The organism is Inquilinus sp. KBS0705 (assembly GCA_005938025.2).
Taxonomy (GTDB): domain Bacteria; phylum Bacteroidota; class Bacteroidia; order Sphingobacteriales; family Sphingobacteriaceae; genus Mucilaginibacter.
Genome location: VCCI02000001.1, coordinates 1,476,545 through 1,500,972 on the forward strand (window position 1 = coordinate 1,476,545; position 24,428 = coordinate 1,500,972).

At 41.8% G+C, this 24,428-nt stretch carries 14 protein-coding genes; 3 read left to right on the forward strand and 11 right to left on the reverse strand.

What is annotated here, in order from left to right; all coding sequences use genetic code 11:
- Positions 1-2: 2 nt before the first annotated feature.
- From FFF34_006525 to FFF34_006535, 3 genes are read right to left on the reverse strand one after another with little or no spacing between them, the layout of a single operon-like run.
- On the reverse strand, positions 3-3,629 hold the full coding sequence (locus FFF34_006525; protein TSD67049.1) for a hypothetical protein: 3,627 nt from the start codon (positions 3,627-3,629) through the stop codon (positions 3-5).
- Positions 3,630-3,648: 19 nt separating this feature from the next.
- On the reverse strand, positions 3,649-6,096 hold the full coding sequence (locus FFF34_006530) for a TonB-dependent receptor (protein TSD67050.1): 2,448 nt from the start codon (positions 6,094-6,096) through the stop codon (positions 3,649-3,651).
- 33 nt (positions 6,097-6,129) lie between these two features.
- Complete coding sequence (locus tag FFF34_006535) at positions 6,130-7,701, reverse strand: hypothetical protein (protein ID TSD67051.1); 1,572 nt, start codon at positions 7,699-7,701, stop codon at positions 6,130-6,132.
- A gap of 175 nt (positions 7,702-7,876) precedes the next feature.
- Between FFF34_006535 and FFF34_006540 the strand changes: the two genes are divergently transcribed.
- Positions 7,877-9,061, forward strand: a complete 1,185-nt coding sequence (locus tag FFF34_006540; protein TSD67052.1) for an MFS transporter — start codon at positions 7,877-7,879, stop codon at positions 9,059-9,061.
- Here FFF34_006540 and FFF34_006545 read toward each other — a convergent pair.
- The 3 genes from FFF34_006545 to FFF34_006555 form a co-directional block, all read right to left on the reverse strand.
- Positions 9,056-10,018: a type IX secretion system membrane protein PorP/SprF gene (locus FFF34_006545; protein ID TSD67053.1), complete on the reverse strand. Its 963-nt coding sequence runs from the start codon at positions 10,016-10,018 to the stop codon at positions 9,056-9,058. The two genes, FFF34_006540 and FFF34_006545, sit on opposite strands and share 6 nt — an antisense overlap.
- 100 nt (positions 10,019-10,118) lie before the next feature.
- Positions 10,119-11,468 carry a hypothetical protein gene (locus tag FFF34_006550; protein TSD67054.1) on the reverse strand — a complete coding sequence of 450 codons (1,350 nt, stop codon included), beginning with the start codon at positions 11,466-11,468 and terminating at the stop codon, positions 10,119-10,121.
- Between the two features lie 192 nt (positions 11,469-11,660).
- A complete protein-coding gene (locus FFF34_006555) occupies positions 11,661-14,414 on the reverse strand; it encodes a glycoside hydrolase family 2 (protein TSD67055.1) in 2,754 nt (917 codons plus the stop codon).
- A 156-nt stretch (positions 14,415-14,570) separates the two neighbouring features.
- On the opposite strand from FFF34_006555, the gene FFF34_006560 reads away from it, so the two are divergent.
- Complete coding sequence (locus FFF34_006560) at positions 14,571-16,232, forward strand: alpha-L-fucosidase (protein ID TSD67056.1); 1,662 nt, start codon at positions 14,571-14,573, stop codon at positions 16,230-16,232.
- 25 nt (positions 16,233-16,257) lie between these two features.
- Here the strand turns inward: FFF34_006560 and FFF34_006565 are convergent, their stop codons facing one another.
- The 3 genes from FFF34_006565 to FFF34_006575 form a co-directional block, all read right to left on the reverse strand.
- Positions 16,258-17,106 (reverse strand): esterase family protein, encoded by an 849-nt coding sequence (locus tag FFF34_006565; protein ID TSD67977.1) that lies wholly within the window; start codon positions 17,104-17,106, stop codon positions 16,258-16,260.
- A gap of 64 nt (positions 17,107-17,170) precedes the next feature.
- Positions 17,171-18,187 carry a zinc-binding alcohol dehydrogenase family protein gene (locus FFF34_006570; protein TSD67057.1) on the reverse strand — a complete coding sequence of 339 codons (1,017 nt, stop codon included), beginning with the start codon at positions 18,185-18,187 and terminating at the stop codon, positions 17,171-17,173.
- A 6-nt stretch (positions 18,188-18,193) separates the two neighbouring features.
- Positions 18,194-20,653 carry a glycoside hydrolase family 95 protein gene (locus FFF34_006575; GenBank protein TSD67058.1) on the reverse strand — a complete coding sequence of 820 codons (2,460 nt, stop codon included), beginning with the start codon at positions 20,651-20,653 and terminating at the stop codon, positions 18,194-18,196.
- 171 nt (positions 20,654-20,824) lie between these two features.
- On the opposite strand from FFF34_006575, the gene FFF34_006580 reads away from it, so the two are divergent.
- Positions 20,825-21,583 carry an SGNH/GDSL hydrolase family protein gene (locus FFF34_006580; GenBank protein ID TSD67059.1) on the forward strand — a complete coding sequence of 253 codons (759 nt, stop codon included), beginning with the start codon at positions 20,825-20,827 and terminating at the stop codon, positions 21,581-21,583.
- 120 nt (positions 21,584-21,703) lie between these two features.
- Here FFF34_006580 and FFF34_006585 read toward each other — a convergent pair whose 3' ends face one another.
- Together FFF34_006585 and FFF34_006590 are read right to left on the reverse strand one after the other, a co-directional pair.
- Positions 21,704-22,477, reverse strand: a complete 774-nt coding sequence (locus FFF34_006585; GenBank protein TSD67060.1) for a DUF1080 domain-containing protein — start codon at positions 22,475-22,477, stop codon at positions 21,704-21,706.
- A 19-nt stretch (positions 22,478-22,496) separates the two neighbouring features.
- On the reverse strand, positions 22,497-24,413 hold the full coding sequence (locus FFF34_006590) for a hypothetical protein (protein ID TSD67978.1): 1,917 nt from the start codon (positions 24,411-24,413) through the stop codon (positions 22,497-22,499).
- Positions 24,414-24,428: the final 15 nt, after the last annotated feature.

Here is a 24,428-nt window from a genome sequence, read left to right on the forward strand (position 1 = left end):
AGCTATAAATTATTACCAACTGTATACTTATATACCTGCCTGCCTAAATTACCATTTATATCTATGCCTTCTACCACAATACGGTAAGTACCTTTACTGTCGGCATTAAAGTACTCGAATGTAGCATTGCCATTCGCGTCGGTAATAATATTGGGTTTCCAATAAATAGTGCTTCTTAAGTCTGGAATAGCTGTATTAGTTTTTGGATTATCGTACAATGGTGAGTAAAATTCACGGGCTTTATAAAACCCATTTGCTGCATACGTAATAACGTTAGGGAAATAATTATTATAAATTTGCTTGTGCCCAACTTTAGTGGTCACTACAATTGCACCTCCGGAAGCTCTGCTGCCATACACTGCCCCATAAGCAGGGCCAAGCATTATTTCCACACTCTCTACATCATATGTTTGAATGGTTTTTAAAAAGGTAAAATCTTCTATATAGGTTCCATTTACGATAATGGCCATTAAGTCCGGGGCAGAGCCGTCAACTTTTTTTGTAGTACGTTTAGAAACAAGCCTTCCATCATTGTTAAAATCAACAAACAAAGCTACAGCCCGCAAAGCATCAAAAAGGCTTGCATATCCGTCCAGCTTTGCTAACTGTTTAGGGCCAATTACCTGATCCGCATTACCGGCTCCGTTAAGGTTTTGTGAATGTACTAAATCGTCTTTGGCATTTCTGTTAGCTTTTACAGTTACACTTTTTAATTCGTTAACCGTGTTGAATCCAAATTTGGCCTTCTCATTAAAAAAACGCTGACTCCTTTGCGTATACCCTATTAAGCTGTCGGTACTAATTGCAACCGGGTTACTATTTGCAGGAACAAAAACTTTTGTATCAATATACTTGTCTAATACTACTTTAACATTGTCTTCATTTTTTTCGGTAACGGCACGTACAACAAATTTGGCTGTATCTTTAAACGCTAAATTATTAAATACAAATTTGCCATCTATATCGGTGAGCGTATTGTAAAATAATCCCCCGGCATCTTTAGTGAATAAAGTGACCTTAGCAAGATTAACCGTCTTTTCTCCCTTTTTAACATGACCGGTTATTTGTAAACCGATCTCAGGTTTATTGTCAATTGATATGCCTTTATTGTTCAGGATAGCCTTCCACTCAAACTTTCTATAACCATTTGTTAGCATCACTAAATCAAGGTCAGCTGCTGTTTTGTCGTTAATATTGCTGAAGTAATAATTCGGCTGCTCAACATATCCTTTAATATCCGAGGTAAACAACAAGTTGTTAACTATCGTTGATTCGCTATTTTCAACTAGATGTATCTTATCTTCATCTATTACTGACACGGAAAAATTCGCTTTAGCAAAAGCTCCACGGGCATCAACAGCGTTTAAATTGACGCTAACCTTACCACGTGGAGCATAGTTCCTGTTAGACGTTTTGAGCTCGATTTTAAGTTGATCACTATTTTGAACGAAGACCAATCGCTCACATAAAGGTTCGCCTGTTGAAGCAAACAGGGTAAACTTAGTAATGCCTGTATGCAAGTCATCTTTTAAAACATCTAAGCTAATCTCTGATTTATCTAACTTACAGGTTAAACTCTGTGCAGAGTCTGCTGATAATACTATTAATGTATAAAGCTTGTTCTTATTTTCCTGTAAAAACGCCTTGTTAGCTGTTATTTTTACACTGTATGACCTTGTTAAGCCGTTAACCTCCAAATTGATTCCCCTTACAGAGGAAACCGGGAGATTTACCTCATCCTCGCCCCCGTTTAAATAGACTACTTTGGCGTGGTAGGCGTTATTCTCTTTAGGTTCCAGGTAAAAGTAGCCCATTCCTGAATGAGTTGATTCAAATGTGGTTATTTGTTTGCCATCATTATCAAGTATTATACCCTTTATCCCAATACTTAAGCCATTTGTATCCACAGCTTTAAATGCCACTTTTGACCGAACTCCATTTGTTAAACTGCCACCTTCCGGAAAAAACTGTATGTCAGGCTTAGCTGTCTTTATAGTTTTATCAACAGATGAAATCAATTTGTTATGCACAGAACCAATGCTTACCGATTGATTAAAAACGGCATTTTTATCCTCGTCATTCATTAATTTGGTATAGGCCCTTACGCTGTACTTACCTTGTATAAGCGAATCTGGCAGGGTAAAGTCTCCCCAAGCCACACCATCCAAAAGTTGTAGTTTTATAGATTGCTGAACATTGTTACCTGGCCCCACTATATCTACGTACAGCACCTCGTTTAATGGGTTAGGCAGATGGCTGCTACCTACAGTAGCATAGGCTTTAAAGTACATAGTATCCCTGGCGGTATAGTATGGTTTATCAAAATGCAAATATACTTTTTCATTTAAATGGCCCGTGTTATATCTTGATAAATTGTGGATTATGGTATTAACAAGAGTGCTATCTGTGATTGAAGTATTGGTTTGTTTAGGTTCGTAATCAACAGGTAAAAGACCAGCTAAACGATTACGCACCCATACGCCATCGTAGGTTAAACTAAGCGGGTTAAGGATAGCTCCATTGCTGTCAAAATAGGTATAAGGTTCATTAAATAGCACTAATGTATTAGCTGTATTACTTGCATCAGATACGCCATTTACTGTAGCCGGGAAGAACCTATGCGCTTTGCTATAAGTAATATATAAAGCATCATTACTACAACCGAGCGAAAATAAACCACGTTTATTGGTAGCGTTTATGATATCGTCTTTACCTAAAGGGTAACCTATAACTTTGTTTGTTACCTTAGGCAAATTCGCTTTTTTTGTCCAGTAGGCTAAGGAGTCTTTATATTTTTTGTCGTCATTTTTTAATATAGAATATACCCTAATCTTTTCATTTATCAATGTGTCCGGCGGCCTTTGTATATTGTTTGGCACCATTAATACCCTAAAACCTTCCTGCTCTAAACGGTTGTTTATGGCGGCACGCAAAAAGTGCATTTGCGACCCTTCATACACCTGCAATCGCCTGGCCTGCCATTCCTTTTGCTGCCCGGCAGTACCTTTCATCTGTTCAAATAAAACCGACCCTGCATAGGCAAACGACCGGCTACGTTCATCCTGGTTATTTAGCATAAAATTTGAAAGCAGGTACTTTATACGGTAACCAAGGGCGTTATTTTCTATGATCAGGAAATCAACAGACGATGCCGTAAGTATGCCGCTTTTATCATCGTAATTCAGGTCAAGCAATTCTGAGTTTAATATTTTGCATTCCTTGGCTAAGTCCGAAGTGCCCAAGAATGTGTCTTTAAAAAGGTCAAGATTGCGTTTTCTATCCGGGTCGCTTTTTGCAGCTACAATAGTTATAGCATTCAGCGATGTTGTTTTAGGGAATATAGTGATATCAGGGAGTACAATATTGTTACCCTCAATAACGATATTCTTTTTTTCGATATCATAACCTATTGCCGAGATAATTAGCTCATAGTTACCAGGCTTAATGTTTTGCAGTATAAACCTGCCATCTTCGGCGGTTTTAGTGCCTATAGTAGCATTGCTTATAAATACACTCACATTTGCAAGCGGCTTAGTATCCGGCTGGTTCAATACCCGGCCCGAAACTGTAAATTGTGCCAGGCAACTCATTGGAAGCAACAGGATAATAAACGCTATGATGTTTTTCATACAAGGTATGCAGCTTAGATTATTGCACAATATACTTATACACCTGCCTGCCTAAATTACCATCCGCATCAATACCTTCAATTACTACACGGTAATTACCCTTTCCATCCGCGTTAAAAAACTCAATTGACGCTTTGCCATCCTTATCGGTAATTACATCTGGTTTCCAGTATATCGTACTTCTCAGATCAGGGCCTTGCTGAGTTGCCTTTGCTACATCATATTTTGGCGAATAAAACTCTCGCGCTTTGTAAAAACCGTTGGCGCGGTAGGTAACCACCCATGATGTAGTACGCTCAAACCTTGAGTACGACCTTCCCTTTTTTGTAGTGACTACAATTACCCCGCTTGAGCCCCTTGAACCATATACAGCCGCTAAGCTTACACTGGTTAACGCTTCTATGCTTTGAATATCGGCCGGGCGCATATCGCCAAAAACGTCGGCATCAACAAAATTTCCGTCAACAACTATGGCCATAGGCCCGGGTTGGATTGCACGATTAGAATATGGTACACCCATTTTAAATGTAACGCCCGAGAGTACCCCAAATAAACAATCGCTTATCCTTATACAGTTAAACTTTTCGAGTCTGTCGGCGGTTATAAAATCATCGGCATGGCCTCCCCCATTCAAATTTTGAGAGTTTTCAAAAGGCGAGGCCTTTTTTGCCTTTATCAGCACCTCGTTAAGTTGAGTTATTTTAGGATTGATCCCATTCTTCATTTGGGCCTGCTGAAACTGCTCGCTGCTTTCCAGATAGGCAGACACCTCAGTGGTACTAAAATCGCTAGTTGCAGCTTTTGGTATTATTAATGGCGGGGCAATGGTGTCAATAGTAAGTATTTCGTTTTCCTTATTACTTTTTAACTTGGCCTGCACCACAAATTTAACTGTATCGTTAAACATCAGGTCATCAAAAACAAACTTGCCTTTTGCATTAGATAATGTATCTACCAATATCCCGCCACCTGCTTTAGTAAACAAATTAATTTTGGCGTTAGGTATAGGCTTGCCACCATAGGTTTTAATAGTGCCGTTTATCTTCATTGATTTTTCGGCCTGGTATACTATGGCCGGCGTGGTATTACTTAAAACCTGTTTCCAATCAAAACGCCTGTAGCCCTGTGTCAGCATTAACATATCAAGGTCGGCCCTTGTCGAATCGTTTACAGTTGTAAAATAGTAATTAGGCTTCTCTATATATCCTTTCAAATCAGACGTAAGTAACAGGTTCGACAAAATGGTGCTCTCACTTGTTTCATCTAAAGGCACCTTCGACTCATCAGTTACCGCTACAGAAAAATTGCCAACTACTGGTTTCCCATCTTTGTCTGCTGCGTTTACGTCAAGTTTAACCTTTTGCCGTATTTGATATGTTTTAGCCGTATTGATTCCCATTTTAAGTCCATCAGGGTTTTGTACAAATACCAGCCTTTCATTAAGCGGCTCGCCTGCCGACGAAAACAAGGTAAACTGCACAATACCACTGGGAAATTTGCTTTTTGGTATTACAGCAGCAAAAAACTTACTGGCAGGTTCGTTTTTAGCAGCGTAATAAACTACGCCACCTACCTGTGCTACTAACTTTAGCTGGGCTGTATTAGCACCATCGCCTGCTGTAATACGTACTTTTATATTGTCGGCATCGGCATTATTAAAATAAAGCGTGTAGCCTGCATCTGTTGCTTTTGGCAGGGCTTCAACGCTGGTAGTACCATCGGCATATGTAATATTGGCTTTGTATATTTTGTCTGCTTCGGGTACTAAATTAAAAGCACCCATGCCTAAATGCGAAGATGTTAACGTAGCTACCTCCGCACCCTGCGCATCGGTAACAGTGCCTTTAACGTAAGTGCCCAGGCCATTTGCGGCCACTGCTTTAAATGCTATCCGCGAGTAATTACCATTAACAAGGGCTCCACCTTCGGGAAAGAATTGTACATCATAGTTTTTAACCGGTGCTTTTACTTCTATTGCTTTACCACCCGCCTTCTTTTTGGGTTTTGCAGCTATAACAGCTGCGGCTTTGCTACCAATCGGTATTGTTTTATCAAAAAAATATTCCTCGCCGGCGTTGCGCATATAGTTAGTGTATGCTCGTATGCGATAGTTTCCGGCTACGGCAGATGCAGGCAAAGCAAAGTCGCCGGATGCTACTCCATTACTGATCTGTAATTTTAGCGGGTTAACTATGCTATTATCAGGGTTTATCAAATCTACATATAGTATGCCGCTGGCCGCCGAAAGTTCATGCAGCGCACCCAAGGTTACATAGGCTTTAAAATAAATTGTATCACCCGCGGCATAATAAGGCTTATCAAAATGCAGGTAAGCTTTCTCTGCAGGGTGACCTGCTGAGTAAGCCTCGAGTTTATCAACGATTGATTTTGTTGACGTATCGGCTTTGGTTTGGCTAAAACAGGCTATGGGGAAACAAAAAAATAAAAAAGTAAATAGCTTATACATAGGTGTTATTTTAATATCGTGTTATAATTAGGCTTAACCAAGCATATATTTTATATCGTTTATTTGATATTGATCGGGTAAAAGATAACCATTGATCAATAACGTTGGCGTAAACTTCACCTCGGCCAACCGGCACCACGCCTTCTGTTTATCCAACAGTATAAAATCGTTATCATTAAATTGAACGGGATAGGCATTTGCCCAATCCTCATAACTTTTTTTCTTTTGACCATACCAATCGCGCAAGGCTTGCCTAACTATACTTTTATCTTGTAATTGATTTAAAGCCATAAGGTGACGAGCAACCCGGGCTTTAATATCTATGTCATCGGTTGTAAAGATTATACGAGCCTGTAAGCCAGGGTTACCGTGCAACCATTCATCAAGCGCTTTGTGCGTTTGGCTGCATGGGCCGCAATATGGGTTGCTTACCATTGTGATGATATTATCTGCTTCGGTGTTACCCAGCACAATGCTCCAATCCTTATTTGGTTTAGTATATTTAGGCTGGACTTTCAGCATCAGGTTAAATATTTCGGTATTGTATTTAAACCTGCGCAGTTGTTGTTTTAAGGATTTTAACTGTTGTGCCTTTAACAATAGCGGTTTCAATAATAGCCAAAGTGATATAGATAAAGCAAAACATGCAAATAGCACCAACCAACCATATGTACTCGGATAAAGCACGGGAGACCGTAAAAATGTAAGCAGCGGAAAAAACTCGAGCCATAGTAAACCCTGCACCGCGCAGCACATTATACACCATTGCCTTGCCACCCTGGCCTGATAATAAATAGAATAAATGGTATATGGCAGGCTTAAAATATTCAATACTGCCAATACCTCTATTGCATTACTGCCTGTAAAAAGCAAGGTTAACCAGGTGCCAGCAAAATAAAAAAAGCCAACCTCGCTCCAGCTTAACCAACTAAAAGCATTTGCCGCCTTTGATGATAATATGGCATTACAGTTGGCTTTGCCGCCACCGCCACAAAGTGTTTGTATAAAGGGGTTATTTTTATCGATGCCTTGTATAAGCAACAACACAGATACAATCAAACCCACGGTTTTACACAGCCCTATTAATGTAAGCTGCCAGCTTGTAAATATTAACGGATACGATACCAATATTGCTGCAAAAGCAAGCAGCAATAAACCGTATGCAAGTGGGTAACGCAATCCACTAAGATCAAATCGGGCCTTAATATTAACAACGGGTTTAGTTTCGTCATCAGGCACCAGTACTACGCCGTCAAACACGTCTAAAAAACTATTGGTTTGTAAGATAAATTTCGTTTGATTTTGATCGGTTACTATCACCTGTTCATCGTTATATTGATGAACCAATAAAAACTCAGTCCCCCGTTGGGTAGTATGAGCGATGAAGGGGCGAGGTAGAGCGGCAATATCTGCGGGTGAAATGCGGTACGCAGACGAATGGATCCCGAGGCTGTCAAGTACATCATTTAAAGCCAGCAAATTGGGATAATCGGGATGGATATCTAATTCGTTTGTTACTTGCTCAATTCTTATAGACGGATTAAAACATTTAATAAATGCTATCAATACGGCATCGGCATTTGGCAGTTTATTAATTAAGGGCATAGGTAACAGATAGCATTATGGTTATAAAGCTAATTAATTAAAAAGAAATAGAGCAAATAGTGGTAAGCAAAAACAAAAAAATTCAACATAAACTGCATTTAAAACTAAAAACTTAATAGTTGATGTAAAAAAACATCACAACTGTGGCCTATGTGCTATATTTACCAGCCAATATATGATTAAGCCAGTCCACCCAATTTATAATCTTCATTTTGGTTTAGTCTGCCTAAGTTCGCTTTTATTTTCGGCAAGCTTTAATATGCTGATCCCCGAATTACCATCCTATTTAACCAGTTTGGGCGGTGGCGAACATAAAGGTTTAATTATTGCCTTATTCACGCTAACAGCGGGCATATCGCGCCCTTTTAGTGGCCGACTTACCGATACCCTTGGCCGTGTGCCTGTAATGGCTGTGGGCTCAATTGTATGTTTTGTATGCGGGTTTCTATACCCGGTGCTAAGTACAGTTGCCGGCTTTCTTTTTTTAAGATTACTTCACGGCTTTTCTACCGGATTTAAACCCACTGCTACCGCAGCTTACGTTGCCGATATAGTACCCCGCGAACGTTGGGGCGAAGCATTAGGCTTTCATGGTTTATGTTTTAGTACAGGCTTGGCTATTGGGCCGGCAATAGGTAGTTCTATAAGGCTTGCGTTTTCACTTAACGCGCTTTTTTATACTTCATCACTATTCGCGTTAATGTCTATAGCGATATTAATGAACATGAAAGAGACCCTAAAGGTAAAACAGCGCTTTACTTTTGCCAGCTTAAAAATATCACGCAGAGATATCATTGCTACAGAGGTATTACCCGCTGCCATAGTAACCTTTTTATCGTATGTAGCCTACGGTGCAATACTTACGCTTATCCCCGACTGGAGCGGGCACCTGGGAATTGTTAATAAGGGTTTGTTTTTTATGGTATTTACCATTGCATCGCTGGTTATACGCTTTATTGCGGGTAAAGCGTCGGACCGATTTGGCAGGGTGCATGTTATAAACACCGGCCTCGTATCATTAATTATATCGCTAATGGTGATAGGTTACGCCGATACTTTTGCAGGGCTAATGCTGGGCGGTATACTATACGGTGTATCTACAGGTATATTATCGCCGGCGCTAAATGCATGGACGGTGGATCTAAGCCTCCCCGACCACCGTGGTAAAGCAATGGCCACTATGTATATTGCCTTAGAGGCAGGTATTGGTTTAGGTGCTTTATTTTCGGGCTGGTTTTACCAGGATGCAATTAATATGGTTCCGTATATATTATACGGAACAGCCATAGTAAGCACATTTGCTTTGATATATATGATGCTGAGAAATAAGAATGCTGCTAATAATATAGAAGCCTTATAACAACTTACGCTCGCTTGTGGCCCCAAAGCGGTAGCTTAAGCTTACCTCGTGAATTGCTGTATTTATACCACCTAAGTTGTTAGATGACACCCCAAACTGATAGCTATATCCTATTTTAAAAGTGTCGGTAGTTACCGAAATAATGCCGGCTGCCTTTTTATTAGAACGGTAATTTGCCCCTAAACCCAACTGCTCTTTTAAATAAAACGTACCCGAAACATCTACCAGTAAGGGTGAACCTTTAACGTATGATATCATTGTAGCCGGTTTAAATTTTATATCGTCGCCGGCATCTGCCAGGTAAGCAGCATTAAAGTAATAGTGGTTTTTTAAGTAGTTAGCTTGTTGTACAGATGCCGTACCAAGGCTGCGGATACTTAACTCGGGCACTGATACACCCATGTAATATTTAGCGCTGTAAAACATTACGCCGAAGCCTACATTGGGCTTAGTTTCCCTGATGTCATCTTTAAATGATGGATCTACAGGATCAAGCGTAGAGTAATTACCTACATAGTTACGCACACCCGCGTTTAATGACACACCAAGAAATTGATCGCTGGCTAATTGTATGCTTTTGGCAAAAAAGGCGTTAACTTCTAATTGACGCTCTACGGCAATCTGATCAGTCAATACATAGACGCCTGCAGCGCCGCCAACAGATTCTATTGGAAAATTACCGTTAAATAGCAAGCTGCTTGGCGCACCCTCTATTCCTACAAACTGTTTACGCCCAACAGCACTTATCGAACCCGCCTTATCTAATAACGAATAGGCAGCATTAATTGGCGTAAGGTTGTCGGCATATTGATTGTAGCTATAAATTTGTTGCTGCGCCATGGCACCGGTGCAGCATATAAGTAATGCGAATAAAAACAGTATTTTTTTATGCTGCTTACATAAAGCAAAAAAACTTGTTGGGTTCAATTGTGATAGCTTAATCAATAGTTCCCCCAATTTTACTCAATTTTTGGCATATTTTAATGGTATCAAAATATAAAGCATAAAAAAGGCCTTTAGCTTACACTAAAGGCCCATTGCTAATTTATGTAGTTATTTACAGCGTTATCTTACGTATCTGGTTATTATTGCTGTCGCTAACATATATAATACCTGTGTTGCCTACGGCTATACCTTGCGGGTTGCTAAATAAAGCAACGCTGCCGTTACCGTTAACAAAACCACTTGTAGCATACTTACCCGCCAAAACCTGTAATATATTAGAGGCATTAACGCTTAATATCCTACCACTTGCATCTGCTATATACATTACGCCCGATTTTATAACTAACGAAGATGGACTACCCAATAATTTTGTGTTTTTTGCACCGCCTGTATAAGTTGTAACAATACCATCGGTGGTTATTTTACGTACAGCGTGGTTTGCCTGTTCTGCTACATAAACATTTCCGGCTGCATCAACAGCAATACCATTCGGCTTGTTAAATTGCGCTGTTGAAACATCGCCATTTATATAACCCGCAACACCCGAACCCGCATAAGCGGTAACAACACCGGCTGATGTTATTTTGCGAATAGTATTATTACCATAATCGGCTACATATAAATTATTACTTCCGTCAATAGCAATTGCGGCAGGTGTGTTAAAACTAGCGCTTGTACCTGTGCCATTTGCATAACCTGCAGAGCCATTCCCTGCAAAGGTGCTTACAACCCCGGCCGGGGTTATTTTGCGTATAAGGTTATTACCTTTATCGGCAACAAACAAATTACCATTACTATCAAATACCTGGCTCGAAGCAGCATAAAATTGCGCCTGTGTTAACGAGCCATCAACATAACCAACCTGGCCGTTACCGGCATAAGTGGTTACAATGCCTGCCGGTGTCGCTTTACGTATAGCGCTATTAAAAGAATCGGCTATGTAAATATTACCGGCTGCATCAGTAGTTATACCCGCGGGCTTATTAAACAAAGCCGCCGGGCCGCTGCCATCGGTAAAACCTTCTGTACTGCTACCGGCCAACGTGCTCACGGTGCCATAGGTTGCCGATATGTCTGCAGGTACAACAACCTTTATAGTTTCGCCATACGCGGTAGTTCCGGCAGTTGAAGCATAAGCCCTAACATAATAGGTTGAACCAGGCGTTATGCCCGTTATTTTACTTGTATAAGTATAATTAGTAATGGTGTCAGCTGTTTTTGTATCAGCTGTTGTAGGGTTGCTATTCGAAGAGCTGTAACAAATACCGCAAGTTGTGATAGCAGCTGCAGTAGTTACTGTACCACCGCTCCATGATATTTTGTTGGCGGCATCTATAACCACATCCGAAGTAACAACTACCGGTACAACATTATCAACTTTGGTACCCTTGAGGCAAGATGATGTAACAAATACTATGAGGATTAAAACCGGGAGAAAAGATCGTTGTAAAGTGTGTTTCATTTATATCTATGTAATTATAGCCCAACGCTATTAAACCCTATATAGTATTTATAAAGTGATGTATAGAGCCTATAAGGCATTTAAAGCACGCAAATTTAATAAAAAACCCGGCTCGGAAAGGATGGGCGCGTATTATATATAGTTAAATATTGTTAATTATTAAATTAACCTAACACCACGCCTTTAACTGACCTAATTAAAATCGAACCATAAAACGCCTTTTACCGGGGTGTAATTTAACTGCATATTTTTTTGACTTTGAGGGCCCAGCCTCTCTGCCGATTGAAATTTAGTACCAATTGGACTAATGGTATTTAAAAATCCAATATTACCATCAGGGAAAGGAGGATTGGTGTTCTCATTTGTAGCCCCAGCAGGTTTTGCAGGCTTAAGCATTTGTAAAAAAATGCCTTTTTGCCCGGTATATACTGTAAATGGCACTTGCTTGTTTTGAACGGTTACCCAATAAAGCTCGTCGTAATAACCTTTAAATTCAGGGAAGTTCCAGCTTTCGCCGGTTATGGTATTGTTATAATTGTTGTGCCAAACACCAAATTGGGTGCCTTTGAGCCTGTTTTTCCAAACACGATATGGGCCGCGGCCCTCCCATGTCATACCGGTTATTTGGTCTTCGGGGAAATTGAAGGTAATACCCGAAAAGTCAAACTCGCCTTTTTGGCTGTATTGATAACTTAGCTTAACAAGCTTGCCAGGACTAAACACCCATTGGGCCGTAAATGAAGAATTGCCTTCGTATACCGCTTCTATGATAACATCTTCGCCCACAATAGAATGCTTAAGCGTTTTAAGGCTTTGCTTTACACCAGCAAGCGCGGGCCCGCCAGATAACGCTAACTCGCCTTTTGCGGTGACTACTTTTTGTAAGTAACCTGTAGTGGTATCAAAGTAGTACGTTATTTTGCCCTGCTTTACTAACAAGTTTTTATCATTTTCATGTAGTACAGCTAAATCTTTGTCGCTTTTTGATACCTTTTGGGCTATTGCTGATGGTTGGCTGAGTGCCCAGCTCCAGGTAAAAATTTCATTTTTACTCGCATCGTATGCGGTCACATACAAAGCATCGCTACCGGATATTTTAAGGGGTAAATTCAGTGTGAGGTACCCCTTTGCTCCCGGCTCCAGGTTGATGGTTGCTGCCGTGCCGGCAGCATTTATTATTTGCTTTTCGTCTCCGGGCAATGGTAACGATACCAGCTTCCATTTAAAAGTGCACTTATTTAAATTGGTGTAGATATATTTATTCTCGACCAATAATTTACCGTCAAACGCCTCGGGGATGGTCTTCATATCTATAGCCACCGGTGACCATATTTCTTTAATGGTATAAAAGCTGCCTTCCTTTTCGCGGTGCGGGCCTAATATGCCATCTGGAGCGGCATTGCCCTGTATATCTATTTGCCCGTTACGATCTGTACGCGCTACCCCTTCATCATGAAAGGACCATAAGAAACCTCCGCCAAAATATGGGTGCTTGCTCATCATACTCCAAAAATCATCCAATCCGGCACCGTGCCCGCCATCTTCCAGGCCGTGCATAAACTCTGTAGGAAAAAACACCTCCTTACCATATAATACACTGTTCACTATGTAATTATAATCAGGATAATGTTTAGTATCAGTACCATTAAATTTTTCCCATGGGTGAATCACCAAGCGGTTTTGCGGGTCGTATTTGGCATATTCGTTATCAAGGTCGTAATTAAAGCCCCCCTCGTTGCCATTGTCCCATATCACAATTGAGGGATGGTTAACATCCCTTACCACTAATTCTTTTACCAACTTTTTACCTATCTCTGTATCGTATTTATCTTGCCAGCCGGTTAATTCGTCCAATACAAAAAGGCCCAACGAGTCGCATACATCCAAAAAATGCTGATCAGGTGGGTAATGCGACATCCTAACGGCATTCATATTCATCTCCTTCATCAGCTTTACATCAAGCAGGCTTATTTGCTTACTTAGCGCCCTGCCCGATTCAGGCCATTCGCTATGGCGATTAACACCTTTAAAAGCTACCTTTTTTCCATTCACATAAAATCCATCCTGTAAGCGCAATTCGGCCGTACGAAATCCAAAGCGCTGTCTAACACGATGTATCATACCTTTAGCATCGTTCAAAGTAACTATCAAATTATACAGGTTTGGCGTTTCGGGGTTCCACAACAACACCCCTTTTAACTGCTGTTGCAATACCACTTTTTGTTGCCCTGTTGTTGCCTTTACGCTAACCGGCGGGCCAACAACCTCGCCGTTGAGTTTTTGCACCTGCATAGTTACATTGTTGTTAGCTATGCCGTTGGTAAACACCTCAAGCGATAATGCTCCATTTGCTTTTGCGTCTAACGCTATTCTGTCTATATAAGCCTTAGGCACAGTCTCCAGATATACGGGGCGGTAAATGCCACCAAACAACCAAAAATCAGCTTTGCGCTCGGCCTTATTAACCGATTCGTTGGTCGATCTTTTACTTACTTTAACTTCCAATAAATTATCCGCGCCAAAATGCAATAATTTAGTAATGTCGTACTTAAACCTGTAAAAACCACCCTGATGCACCGGCCCTGCCTGCTGGCCATTAATTTTTACTTCGGTATCTGTCATACTACCCTCAAAAACTATAAAAACATTTTTTGATGAACTTGCGGTTGGTACCGTAAAGTGGTATTTGTAGTTACCCGCTTCTTCCGGATTTTGCACATCTTTATAATAGTTATATGAGCCATACCCTTGCTGCTCCCAGTTAGATGGTACTGCAATTTTGCCCCAACTGCCACTTTTTTGGCCGGTATTTATCAAAAAATCCCAGTTAACCGTATGATCTTTATCAGTACCGGAGAGATATTGAATTTGGGTATCCTGTGCAAAAAGTGATGAAAACGCGATCGTAAAAATCCCAATCAGTAACAGGTGTTTTAAAATTTTCATGAGGTATAAGTGTTTTAGATGTAGGGCATTGGCGACCCTAAACGTAAAGCTACAAACTTAGCAAGCAAAACCACCCTTTAATTAACTGTATTTTTTACAATTAATTAAAGGAATTTAAACATTATGTACTACCTTAAGCCTACCAATTACCAGATTATGAAAAGAAGAAGCGCAATAAAAGGTCTCTCGACCGTGGCTGCAGCATTATGGTTAAGCAAAATATCAAAGGCAGCACATTTAAACAATAACGTACATGGCGAAAGAATTGCCGATGGTGTTTTTAAGCCTGATTGGGCCTCTTTAAAGCAATATAATGTGCCCGACTGGTTTAGAGATGCCAAGTTTGGAATGTGGGCACACTGGGGCCCGCAATGCCAGCCAGAGCATGGCGATTGGTATGCCCGGTCAATGTACCAGGAAGGATCTGACAGCTATAACTTTCATGTAAAAAAATATGGCCACCCTTCTAAATTTGGGTTTAAAGATGTTATAAATGAGTGGAAAGCAGAGAACTGGAACCCTGATGAACTTGTGGGCTTATATAAAAATGCAGGCGCGCAATACTTTTTCGCGTTGGCCAACCATCACGACAATTTGGACCTATATGATAGTAAATATCAGGCAAACTGGAACTCGACCAAAGTAGGTCCAAAAAAGGATTTGATAGGTGGCTGGGCCAAAGCAGCTAAAAAGCACGGTTTACGTTTTGGCGTAAGTGTGCATGCATCGCATGCATGGCGCTGGTACGAATCGGCACAATTGGCGGATAAAAGCGGGCCTTTAGCCGGGGTGCCCTACGATGGCAAACTGACAAAGGCAGATGGTAAAGGCAAATGGTGGGATGGCCTTGACCCACAAGATTTGTATGCGCAAAATCATCCGTTAAGCTTAAATAGCGCCGACCCTAATGGGATACATAACCAGTGGGGCTGGTTAAACGGTGCTGTTAAACCTGACGATGCCTATCGCGATAAGTTTTTGAACCGTACTATTGAATTAATTAATAAATACGAACCCGACCTGTTGTATTTTGATGATACCGCATTACCGCTATGGCCCATAAGCGATGCGGGGTTAAAAATAGCCGCCCACTTATATAATACAAATATGAAAAGGCATAATGGCAAGCTGGAAGCTGTACTAAATGGCAAAATATTGAATGAAGAGCAGCAAAAATGTATGGTATGGGATATTGAGCGTGGGCAAAGCAATAAAATTGAGCCTTTTGTTTGGCAAACCGATACCTGTATTGGCGAATGGCATTATGACCGCAGAGTATACGATCGTAAGGGTTATAAAAGTGCTAAAACCATTATTCATACGCTGGCAGATGTGGTGAGTAAAAATGGCAATTTATTGCTAAACGTACCCGTGCGTGGCGACGGTACAATTGACGAACAGGAGAGAGCCGTTGTTGTAGGTATAACCGCATGGATGCAATTAAATAAAGAGAGTATATACGCTACACGCCCCTGGAAAGTATTTGGCGAAGGCCCTGCAATAGAAAGTGCCGCACCTTTAAGCGCACAAGGCTTTAACGAAGGTAAGGGTAAACCATTTACATCGCAGGATATACGCTTTACCACAAAAGGCGAAATTTTATATGCAATTGCTTTGGGCACCCCTACCGATGGCATTATTACTATTAAAAGCCTGGCGGCGGGCAATGGCCTATACCCAAAACAAATAAGCCGTGTAGAACTTATCGGGATACAACAAACGCTTGATATGGTTAGGGATGCTGAAGGCCTTAAGGTAAAGCTGCCGGCCAACAGCCCCGAACAGGTGGCATATGCACTGAAAATAATACCGGGGTAAGCTCATGCTTATCCCTAATACCACGTTATTTAAAAAGCAGCTGCGAAAACAAGTACAGGTCATTTTTCCATACCGGGAAACCGTGACCTCCCGAATCGACATGCCAAATATGGGGTACGTTATTTTTTTGCAGGTATTGGTGCAAACCTTTACTTATAAAAAACAGGCCGTCCTTATCGCCGCACGATACCCACAGCAGCTTTAGTTTTTTTGAGGTTTCGGCCGGGTTGGGTACTAACTTATCTGCCGGCTTAGTATTTGGTGCGGAAGAAAAACCACCAACCCAGGCAAATGTTTCTAAGTTATTTAAGCCAAAATTAAGCGATTGCCCGCCGCCCATTGATAAGCCTGCTAATGCCCTTGATTCCCGCTTGGCTTTTACCGGATAATTGTGTTCAACAAAGGGGATCACGTCATTTAGCAAATCATTTTCAAAGTTTTCGAATGCTTTAAAATGGGCGTAAACATTGCCCTCTGCCCTATCATTTACCTCGGCGCGGCCATTTGGTAAAACCACTATCATAGGCACCAATTTTTTATCTGCATAAAGGTTATCTAAAATTATTTGCGGCGGGGCATTTTTGTACCATTCCTTTTCATCGCCACCTATGCCATGTAACAGATACAGCACCGGGTATTTCTTTTTTGAGGAGTACCCGGGTGGGGTGTATACCAGCATCCGGCGTTTGGTACCTACCGTTTTAGAATCGTATTGTACCGTATCAATTTTACCATGTGGCATGTCGTCTCTCAACACATCAAAACCAGCGGGTGCAGCTGCAAATGCAGCTTTATCATCCGGGCCAAGCTCAATTGGGTGTGGTGGTATTGGCCCCTGTGCGCCGGAATTATGCCCAAGTAATAATAAGAACATGCACATAATACAGGCGGTAAAATAATACGGATGCGATCGCTTTTTCATGATGTTTATTTATAAATTAATCTAACGTGATCATGGCCTTTATAACGCCACTTTCGGGTATAAGCCAGCTTGCAAACTCATCTTTCACAGCGCTAAAATCAACCCGGTGTGTTATATAGGTCTTAGGATTTATCAGGCCATTTTTCATGCATAAAATTACGTGTTCAAAATCGGCGCGGGTAGCGTTACGGCTGCTCATTAAGGTCGCCTCGCGTTTATGAAACTCGGGATGACTTACCATAATATCTCCTTTTTGTAAGCCCACCAAAACATACCTTGCGCCATGAGCCATGTACAAAAAAGCATTATTAATGGCCTTTTGGTTGCCGGTAGCGTCAATTACTACGGTAGGCATATCGCCGTTGGTAATTTGTTGCAACCGCGTGGTTACATCATCCTGTAATGCGTTTATGGTATGCGCAACTTTAAGGTTCTCTCTGCAAAAATCAAGGCGTTGCTGGTTAACATCTACAGCTATCACGTTAGCCCCGGCAATACGCGCAAACTCCATTATACCTAAGCCTATTGGCCCGGCACCTAATACCAAAACATATTCGCCGGGTTTTACATCAGCACGCCTGATGCCGTGGGCGCCAATAGCAAGGGGCTCTACTAAAGCTAACTCATCTATACTTAAGCCATTGCCGTGTACCAGCAAACGCGATGGTACTTGTAGGTATTCGCGCATGCCACCATCGGTATGCACACCGCAAACCTGAATGTTTACACAACAATTTGGCTTGTCGCTGCGGCAAGCTATGCAATGCCCGCAGTTATAATAGGGTATAAAGGTAACCACATCACCAACAGCAAAACCATACTGACCGCCTGTATGAGTCAATTCACCCGAAAGTTCGTGCCCTAATATGCGTGGGTACGAAAAATAAGGCTGTGTGCCTTCAAAAGCGTGCAAATCTGTGCCGCAAACACCAATACGCCGAATACGAATGATAGCATAGCCCTCCTGTGGCATAGGTTCATCAGCCAAGCCATAGTCAAGCAATCCGGGTTCGGTGCAAATTATCGTTTTCATGTGAAATTACTCTCCTGCTAAAAGTTGATAAATGCTGCCCTTTTGTGTGGCAAAGGATAATACATAACCATTACCATCGCGTTTAGATGCGGAATTAGTACCGGCAAGCTTTACCGGTGAATTTGTGCGAATACTACATACCCCCCCGGCCATGGATTTGACGGTTGCTTTAACCAACTTATGATTGCCCCAACTGATACTCACTTCGTAATTACCACGGGCCTTTAAGCCCTTTACCTCCCCTGTTTCCCAAACATCAGGCAGTGCAGGCAAAAGGTATATATCTTTGGTTTGGCTTTGCAAAAGCATTTCTGCAAGGCCTGCCGTGGCCCCAAAGTTTCCATCTATCTGAAAAGGCGGATGCGCATCAAATAAATTGGCATATAAACCTCCTCCGCTGGCATAGTTTGTGCCATCCTCGCCGGTTAAATGCAGCAGGTCGCGTACCAGTTTGTGTGCATGGTTACCATCTAACAGCCTTGCCCAAAAGTTTATTTTCCATGCCTTGCTCCATCCGGTGCCTTCATCGCCACGTAGTTCGAGCGTTTTTTTGGCGGCGATTGCTAAATCAGGCGTAGTAATAGGTGATATCTGTTCGGCAGGATAAAGACCGTATAAATGTGATACATGGCGATGGTGAACATCGGTTTCTTCCCAGTCTTTATACCACTCTACCAGGTTACCTTTTTTACCTGTATGGAAAGGATAAAGCTTCGCCCGGCGGGCTATAACCGTATCACGTAAAACTTTGTCGGTGCCTAAAATCTCGGAAGCTTTTATAAAGTGATCAAACAAGTCGCGAATAATGGACATATCCATGGTGCTGGCCATTGCAATGGTTCCCTGGACGCCCTTTTCGTCTTTAAAAGCATTTTCAGGTGAGCCTGATGGAGAGGTTACCCAAAAACCATCTTTATCTTTTATTAACCAGCCCAAAGTAAAATCGACCGCCCCTTTCATTAAGGGATATGCCTTACTCTTTAAAAATTCGTTGTTTTTTGTAAACAGGTAATGATCCCACTCGTGCCGGCATAACCAATCGGCACCCATTGCCCAGTTGGCCCACATTGGGTCGCCGTTGCCTTCACCAACAGGATTAGACATGGCCCATATATCGCTGTTATGGTGCACCACCCAACCATCTAAATGATAAAACTCTTTGGCAGTATTTTTACCGTTAACAGCTAATTCATCAATCAGGTTCAGTAAAGGCTGATGCATTTCTGACAAGTTAGTTACCTCTGCCGGCCAGTAATTCATTTGCACATTAATGTTGGTGGTATAGTTCGAACTCCAGGGTGGATTTACGCTATCATTCCAAATACCCTGCAGGTTTGCTGCCGGCCCGCCGGGCCTCGAACTTGAAATAAGCAGGTAGCGCCCAAACTGGAAGAACAGGCTTTCGAAACCTGTATCTTCATTCCCCTTTGTGTACGATAATAAACGCTTATCAGTAGGTAAAGTTGATGTATCCGCCTTAAGGCCATTAAGTTTCAAATCAACCCTATTAAAATAATGCTGGTAATCGGCTATGTGGGCAGTTAATAATTGCTGATAAGTTTTTGCAGCAGCGGCTTTAAGATAGTTTTGGCTTATTTTAATTTCATCTTTACCATCCGCCTCGGGGCATTTATTGTAACCATTAAAGCTTGTCGCGGCAGATAATAACAAAATAACCTCGTTAGCATTTTTTATATTGATACCTGTTGTATCGGTAGTAATACTCCCACCCTTGTTAATTGCTTTGGTTAACAACACATACCGCATACCCTTGCACTTAGCTACCGAATCTTCGTACTGTATAGGGTCTTTACGGCCCAGGTAGCTTGGATTGGCATGTGTTGGTGCTTTACCTTGCAACACTAATACATTGCCACTATTTACCGATTTGGTATATTTAAGCTGGCTGGTTGTTGTTATTATTAAATTTAGTTTGCCTGGTTTATCAGCCGTAAGGCGTATAACAATTACCTGGTCTGGTGCCGAACTGAATATTTGGCGGGTATAATTAACCCCTGCTACTTTAAACTTTGTAGTGGCAACCGCATCGCTGATATTCAGATCGCGATAGTATTCAGCTACGTTATCCGACCCGTAGTCTTGCTTAATTTTCAGGTCGCCTAAAGGCAGGTAGCTTTGAGAATAGTTGCCCTGCATGTTTTTACTCAGGTCTGATGCCTTTTTATAATCACCATCGGCAACTGCCTGCCTTACCTGCGCTAAGTATTTGTAAGCATTTGGGTTCATGCTGGCTGATACCGGCCCACCCGACCATAATGTAGCTTCGTTTAGCTGTATAAGTTCATCAGAAACATTGCCAAAAATCATCGCGCCTAAACGCCCGTTTCCAACCGGCAAAGCTTGTGTCCATTTTTTAGCAGGTTGCTGGTACCACAATTTTAACGGATGCTGACATAAAGCCACTAAAGGAGTAAAACTCAACAGGAACAAAAATATCTTCTTCATAGGTTATACATTACGCTAAGTATAAGCAGGGTATATTGCGCAACGATGTGTGCCACGCTATTTACTTGCCTTAAATTACATTAGCTAAACGGTTTATAAATGTTTATAATACAGTTATAAAAATACTATCTTAGCAGGTACATTGCAAGCAAATTCAATATTATATTTAGTATGGCAACACATTCCCGACGGTCGTTTATCAGGCAAAGCGCGCTTGTAGGTGCAGCTGCCGGGTTACCATCTATACTTAAGGCAAGTGATAATTTATCTGCCGAAAAAATCAGCAATGATGCGGTTATACTTTTTCAGGGCGACTCGATAACTGACGGCAACCGCACCCGAGACAACGACTGGAACCATGTAATGGGCCATGGCTATGCTTGTTTAATAGCAAGCCGTTTATGGTTTGACCATCCTGATAAAAAGTTTCACTTTTTTAACCGGGGCATTAGCGGAAACAAAATACCCGACCTAACCGCAAGGTGGCAAACCGATACGCTTGATATTAAACCCAATTTACTAAGCATACTGATAGGTGTAAATGATTCTTTAGGTGCCATTATGGGCGACCCTATTTACACCCCGGAAAACTATGAAAGTGGTTACCATGCGCTGTTAAAACAAACCAAAGAAGCGTTGCCTAATATTAAGCTGGTGATATGCGAACCTTTTATATTACCTGTGGGTAAGGTAAAAGACAACTGGGATAAATGGAAGGAAGTGGTAACTACACGCCAGGCCATCGCCAAAAAATTATCAGAAGAATTTGACGCGATATTTGTTGATTTCCAGGACGAATTTAATAAAGCGCTATCAAAGGCTCCGGCCGATTATTGGATATGGGATGGTGTACACCCTATGCCCGGCGGCCACGAATTAATGGCAAGGCACTGGCTAAAGGTGGTTAATAAAACCATCAAATTGGCGTAATTCAGTTTAATGGTTTAAAAGCCCTTACTCCCCTATGGTACTATTGTTAATACAACCAGCCAAAGCAAGTAAAGCTAAAGCATTTTAACCTAACTATTGTTGCTGCGCTATTTATTATTACTAATTATTTAAATTACGTAACCAAATATTACGGTAGCTAATAGGTTTGCTATCGTCGCCATGTGCCTGCAACTTAATTGGCGCCGGGCCATGCTTACGATAGCTTGGCTGGCCAATATAGGGCGTATCTCCTTTTAAAACAGTATTGTTTTGAACCAATACACCATTATGTAAAACGGTAGCACGGGCCGGGGTACTTACTGTACCGTCCTGGTTAAAGCGTGGCGCAGTCCATATCACATCATAATATTGCCATTCGCCGGGTTTCATGCAGGCGTTTACCAAGGGTGCCGACTGTTTGTATAAACTACCGGCCTGGCCATTTACATAAGTAGGGTTATTATAATTATCTAATACCTGTAATTCGTAACCACCCGCCCCCCAAGGCAAGGCCGCTAAAAATATACCGCTGTTACCGCGTGCCTGGCTGCTGCCTGCAATATCGGCAGGAATACGGTATTCTATGTGTAACTGAAAATCGGTGAACTTCCTTTTTGTTTGAAGGTCGCCGGCCTTTTTGTCTACAGTGATGATGTTGTCATCAACCTTCCATTTATGCGATGATGTAGAATCGTTAGTTAACACCCATTCGTCGAGGTTTTTCCCATCAAATAGAACAATTGCATCTGATGGAGCATTGCCCGGCGTTTTAGCCGGCGTAACAACAGCGGGTACCGGCGACCAAAATTCCGTATCCTCCGGCTTTGCATTTTGGGCTTTAGATGTTAGTACCGAAACCAGTATAACCGCTGTTGCTATAAACAGTTTTTTCATGTTTTTTTATGCTATGTAATTATTTGTCTAATGAATTTATCCAAAGTGCGATCTTCCTGCAATCTGCTGTTGGTACCTGCGACATAGGAGGCATAGGCGTAGAATAATCAGGCCAATGCTCGGGCTTTGGATTATGTATCAATTGGATGATCTGGGTAATGCTGTACTTTCTTTTAGCGATATCCTTAAAAGCCGGCCCAACCTGTTTAGTATTAGCATTATGGCAAGATAAACAGGTATTTTTTAGCAATAATGGCTTCACCTCATCGTAAGTTGGCACTTTGTTTACAGCTATCAAAGCTGCTTTAGCCGCTGCACTACCTTTTACAGGGCTTGTTTTAACTGCCCCTATTTTAGTTGAGTTTGTAGTGCTTAGTTCAGTAAATTTTAGTTTCTCTCCTTCGGGGATATTGTTTAAGGTGTAATAGGCAGTTGGGTGCACGAGGTTAAAATAATTTTCTTTATCGCGTATACCGTTTAACGTAATGGTATGTATGTAATACCTGCGCAAGTTGCTTACTACAATACGGGCTTTTAAACCATCTTCAGATACCTTAACACCTGTAATAGGGCATTTTTGGTTACCTACAGGCGGGCTGCCGTATACACCCTGATATTTATATATATAGCTATCTACAGAATACGAGGCGATATCTTCAGCCACTTTTTTATCTACCGGCTTGGTAAACTCTATCTCAAAACCGTCGGGCATGGCGCGTATGGCACGCATTTCAAATGGTATATGATTATTCCAGATAAGGCGTTGCAGGCCCATGGTGGCCTCTCCTGCCGATCCCCAACCCCTGTTAGTCTCGCCCGCAGCCAAAGACCCGTCAGGTAACCATGCTAAACGAACAACCCCTGACTGGAAACCGCTTCTAAAAGCCCAGGCAGCACCCTGGTACTCGCCGTTTATCTTTTCAAGGAAAACCCTGTCTACCATACTTTGTCCCTGGTCGCATACTAACAGTTGGCCGGCAAAAGGTCCAAATGCTCCTTCGGGTATTTTAACTATCTCGGAATTAGATATACCCAATATACCATGTGGCAACCATACAGCTGGCAGTTGTAATTCAGGTATTTCTTTTTTTACCTCAAATTCGGTTCTATATTTTTCATTTACTATGTCTTGTGGTTTAAATGGCTGGCCATTTTTATCAAACTCGATACGCGGATTGTTATTAGCAAAAAACTGCTCCTGCGTTAATTTTAATGGAGAATTTGGCAAGCCTGTCCAAACCAGGCTTGAAGGGTGGCCCATAAAAGCGCCCTTTTTAACCTGCATAATACTACCAGACCCTACCCAGTCGCCCTGATTATCGCTGTACCACAATTCACCATCTATCATACTTATACCACAAGGCGAGCGCATCCCTGCGGCCCATGGGGTTACTTTGCCATCTTCAGTAATATTTAGCGCCCAGCCACGATAAGGCACAAAGCTTTTTGGGTGCCACCAATCGGGCGGGAAACCAAGGTTTAATGTCACGAAAAAAGAGCCATCAGGCGCCAGTTTTGGTCCAAAGCTATACTCATGGTAATTGCCCGATAGCGGCCATGCATATATCGTTTCAAATACATCAGCTTTGCCATCCATGTTGGTATCAACCAATTTAGTTAGCTCGCCGCGCTGTACAACGTACAAAGCGCCATCTTTCCATGCAGCGCCCAACACTTCGTGCAAGCCTGATGCAAATTTGCGGAAGAATGGATGCTGACTGGTAGGGTTCTCTACCATAAAGATATCGCCACGACGGGTTGTAACCGCAAGCGTACCATTTGGCAATGTACAAAGCCCGCCAACTTCTAATATGGTGCCTTCGGGAGCGGGCACCTTCATTATCTTAAAAAAGTCGTCCTCTTTTGGTGATTCTGCCTGGGCATAGCCGGGCTGTGTTTGCTTTAATAACACAACTGTTATTAAACAGATAAACATTAATGCTTTGTTCGT

Coding starts and splice junctions, on each gene's coding strand:
- FFF34_006525 (TSD67049.1), bottom strand. CDS start 3,629: ATGAAAAACATCATAGCGTTTATTATCCTGTTGCTTCCAATGAGTTGC.
- FFF34_006530 (TSD67050.1), bottom strand. CDS start 6,096: ATGTATAAGCTATTTACTTTTTTATTTTTTTGTTTCCCCATAGCCTGT.
- FFF34_006535 (TSD67051.1), bottom strand. CDS start 7,701: ATGCCCTTAATTAATAAACTGCCAAATGCCGATGCCGTATTGATAGCA.
- FFF34_006540 (TSD67052.1), top strand. CDS start 7,877: ATGATTAAGCCAGTCCACCCAATTTATAATCTTCATTTTGGTTTAGTC.
- FFF34_006550 (TSD67054.1), bottom strand. CDS start 11,468: ATGAAACACACTTTACAACGATCTTTTCTCCCGGTTTTAATCCTCATA.
- FFF34_006555 (TSD67055.1), bottom strand. CDS start 14,414: ATGAAAATTTTAAAACACCTGTTACTGATTGGGATTTTTACGATCGCG.
- FFF34_006560 (TSD67056.1), top strand. CDS start 14,571: ATGAAAAGAAGAAGCGCAATAAAAGGTCTCTCGACCGTGGCTGCAGCA.
- FFF34_006565 (TSD67977.1), bottom strand. CDS start 17,106: ATGTTCTTATTATTACTTGGGCATAATTCCGGCGCACAGGGGCCAATA.
- FFF34_006570 (TSD67057.1), bottom strand. CDS start 18,187: ATGAAAACGATAATTTGCACCGAACCCGGATTGCTTGACTATGGCTTG.
- FFF34_006575 (TSD67058.1), bottom strand. CDS start 20,653: ATGAAGAAGATATTTTTGTTCCTGTTGAGTTTTACTCCTTTAGTGGCT.
- FFF34_006580 (TSD67059.1), top strand. CDS start 20,825: ATGGCAACACATTCCCGACGGTCGTTTATCAGGCAAAGCGCGCTTGTA.
- FFF34_006585 (TSD67060.1), bottom strand. CDS start 22,477: ATGAAAAAACTGTTTATAGCAACAGCGGTTATACTGGTTTCGGTACTA.
- FFF34_006590 (TSD67978.1), bottom strand. CDS start 24,413: ATGTTTATCTGTTTAATAACAGTTGTGTTATTAAAGCAAACACAGCCC.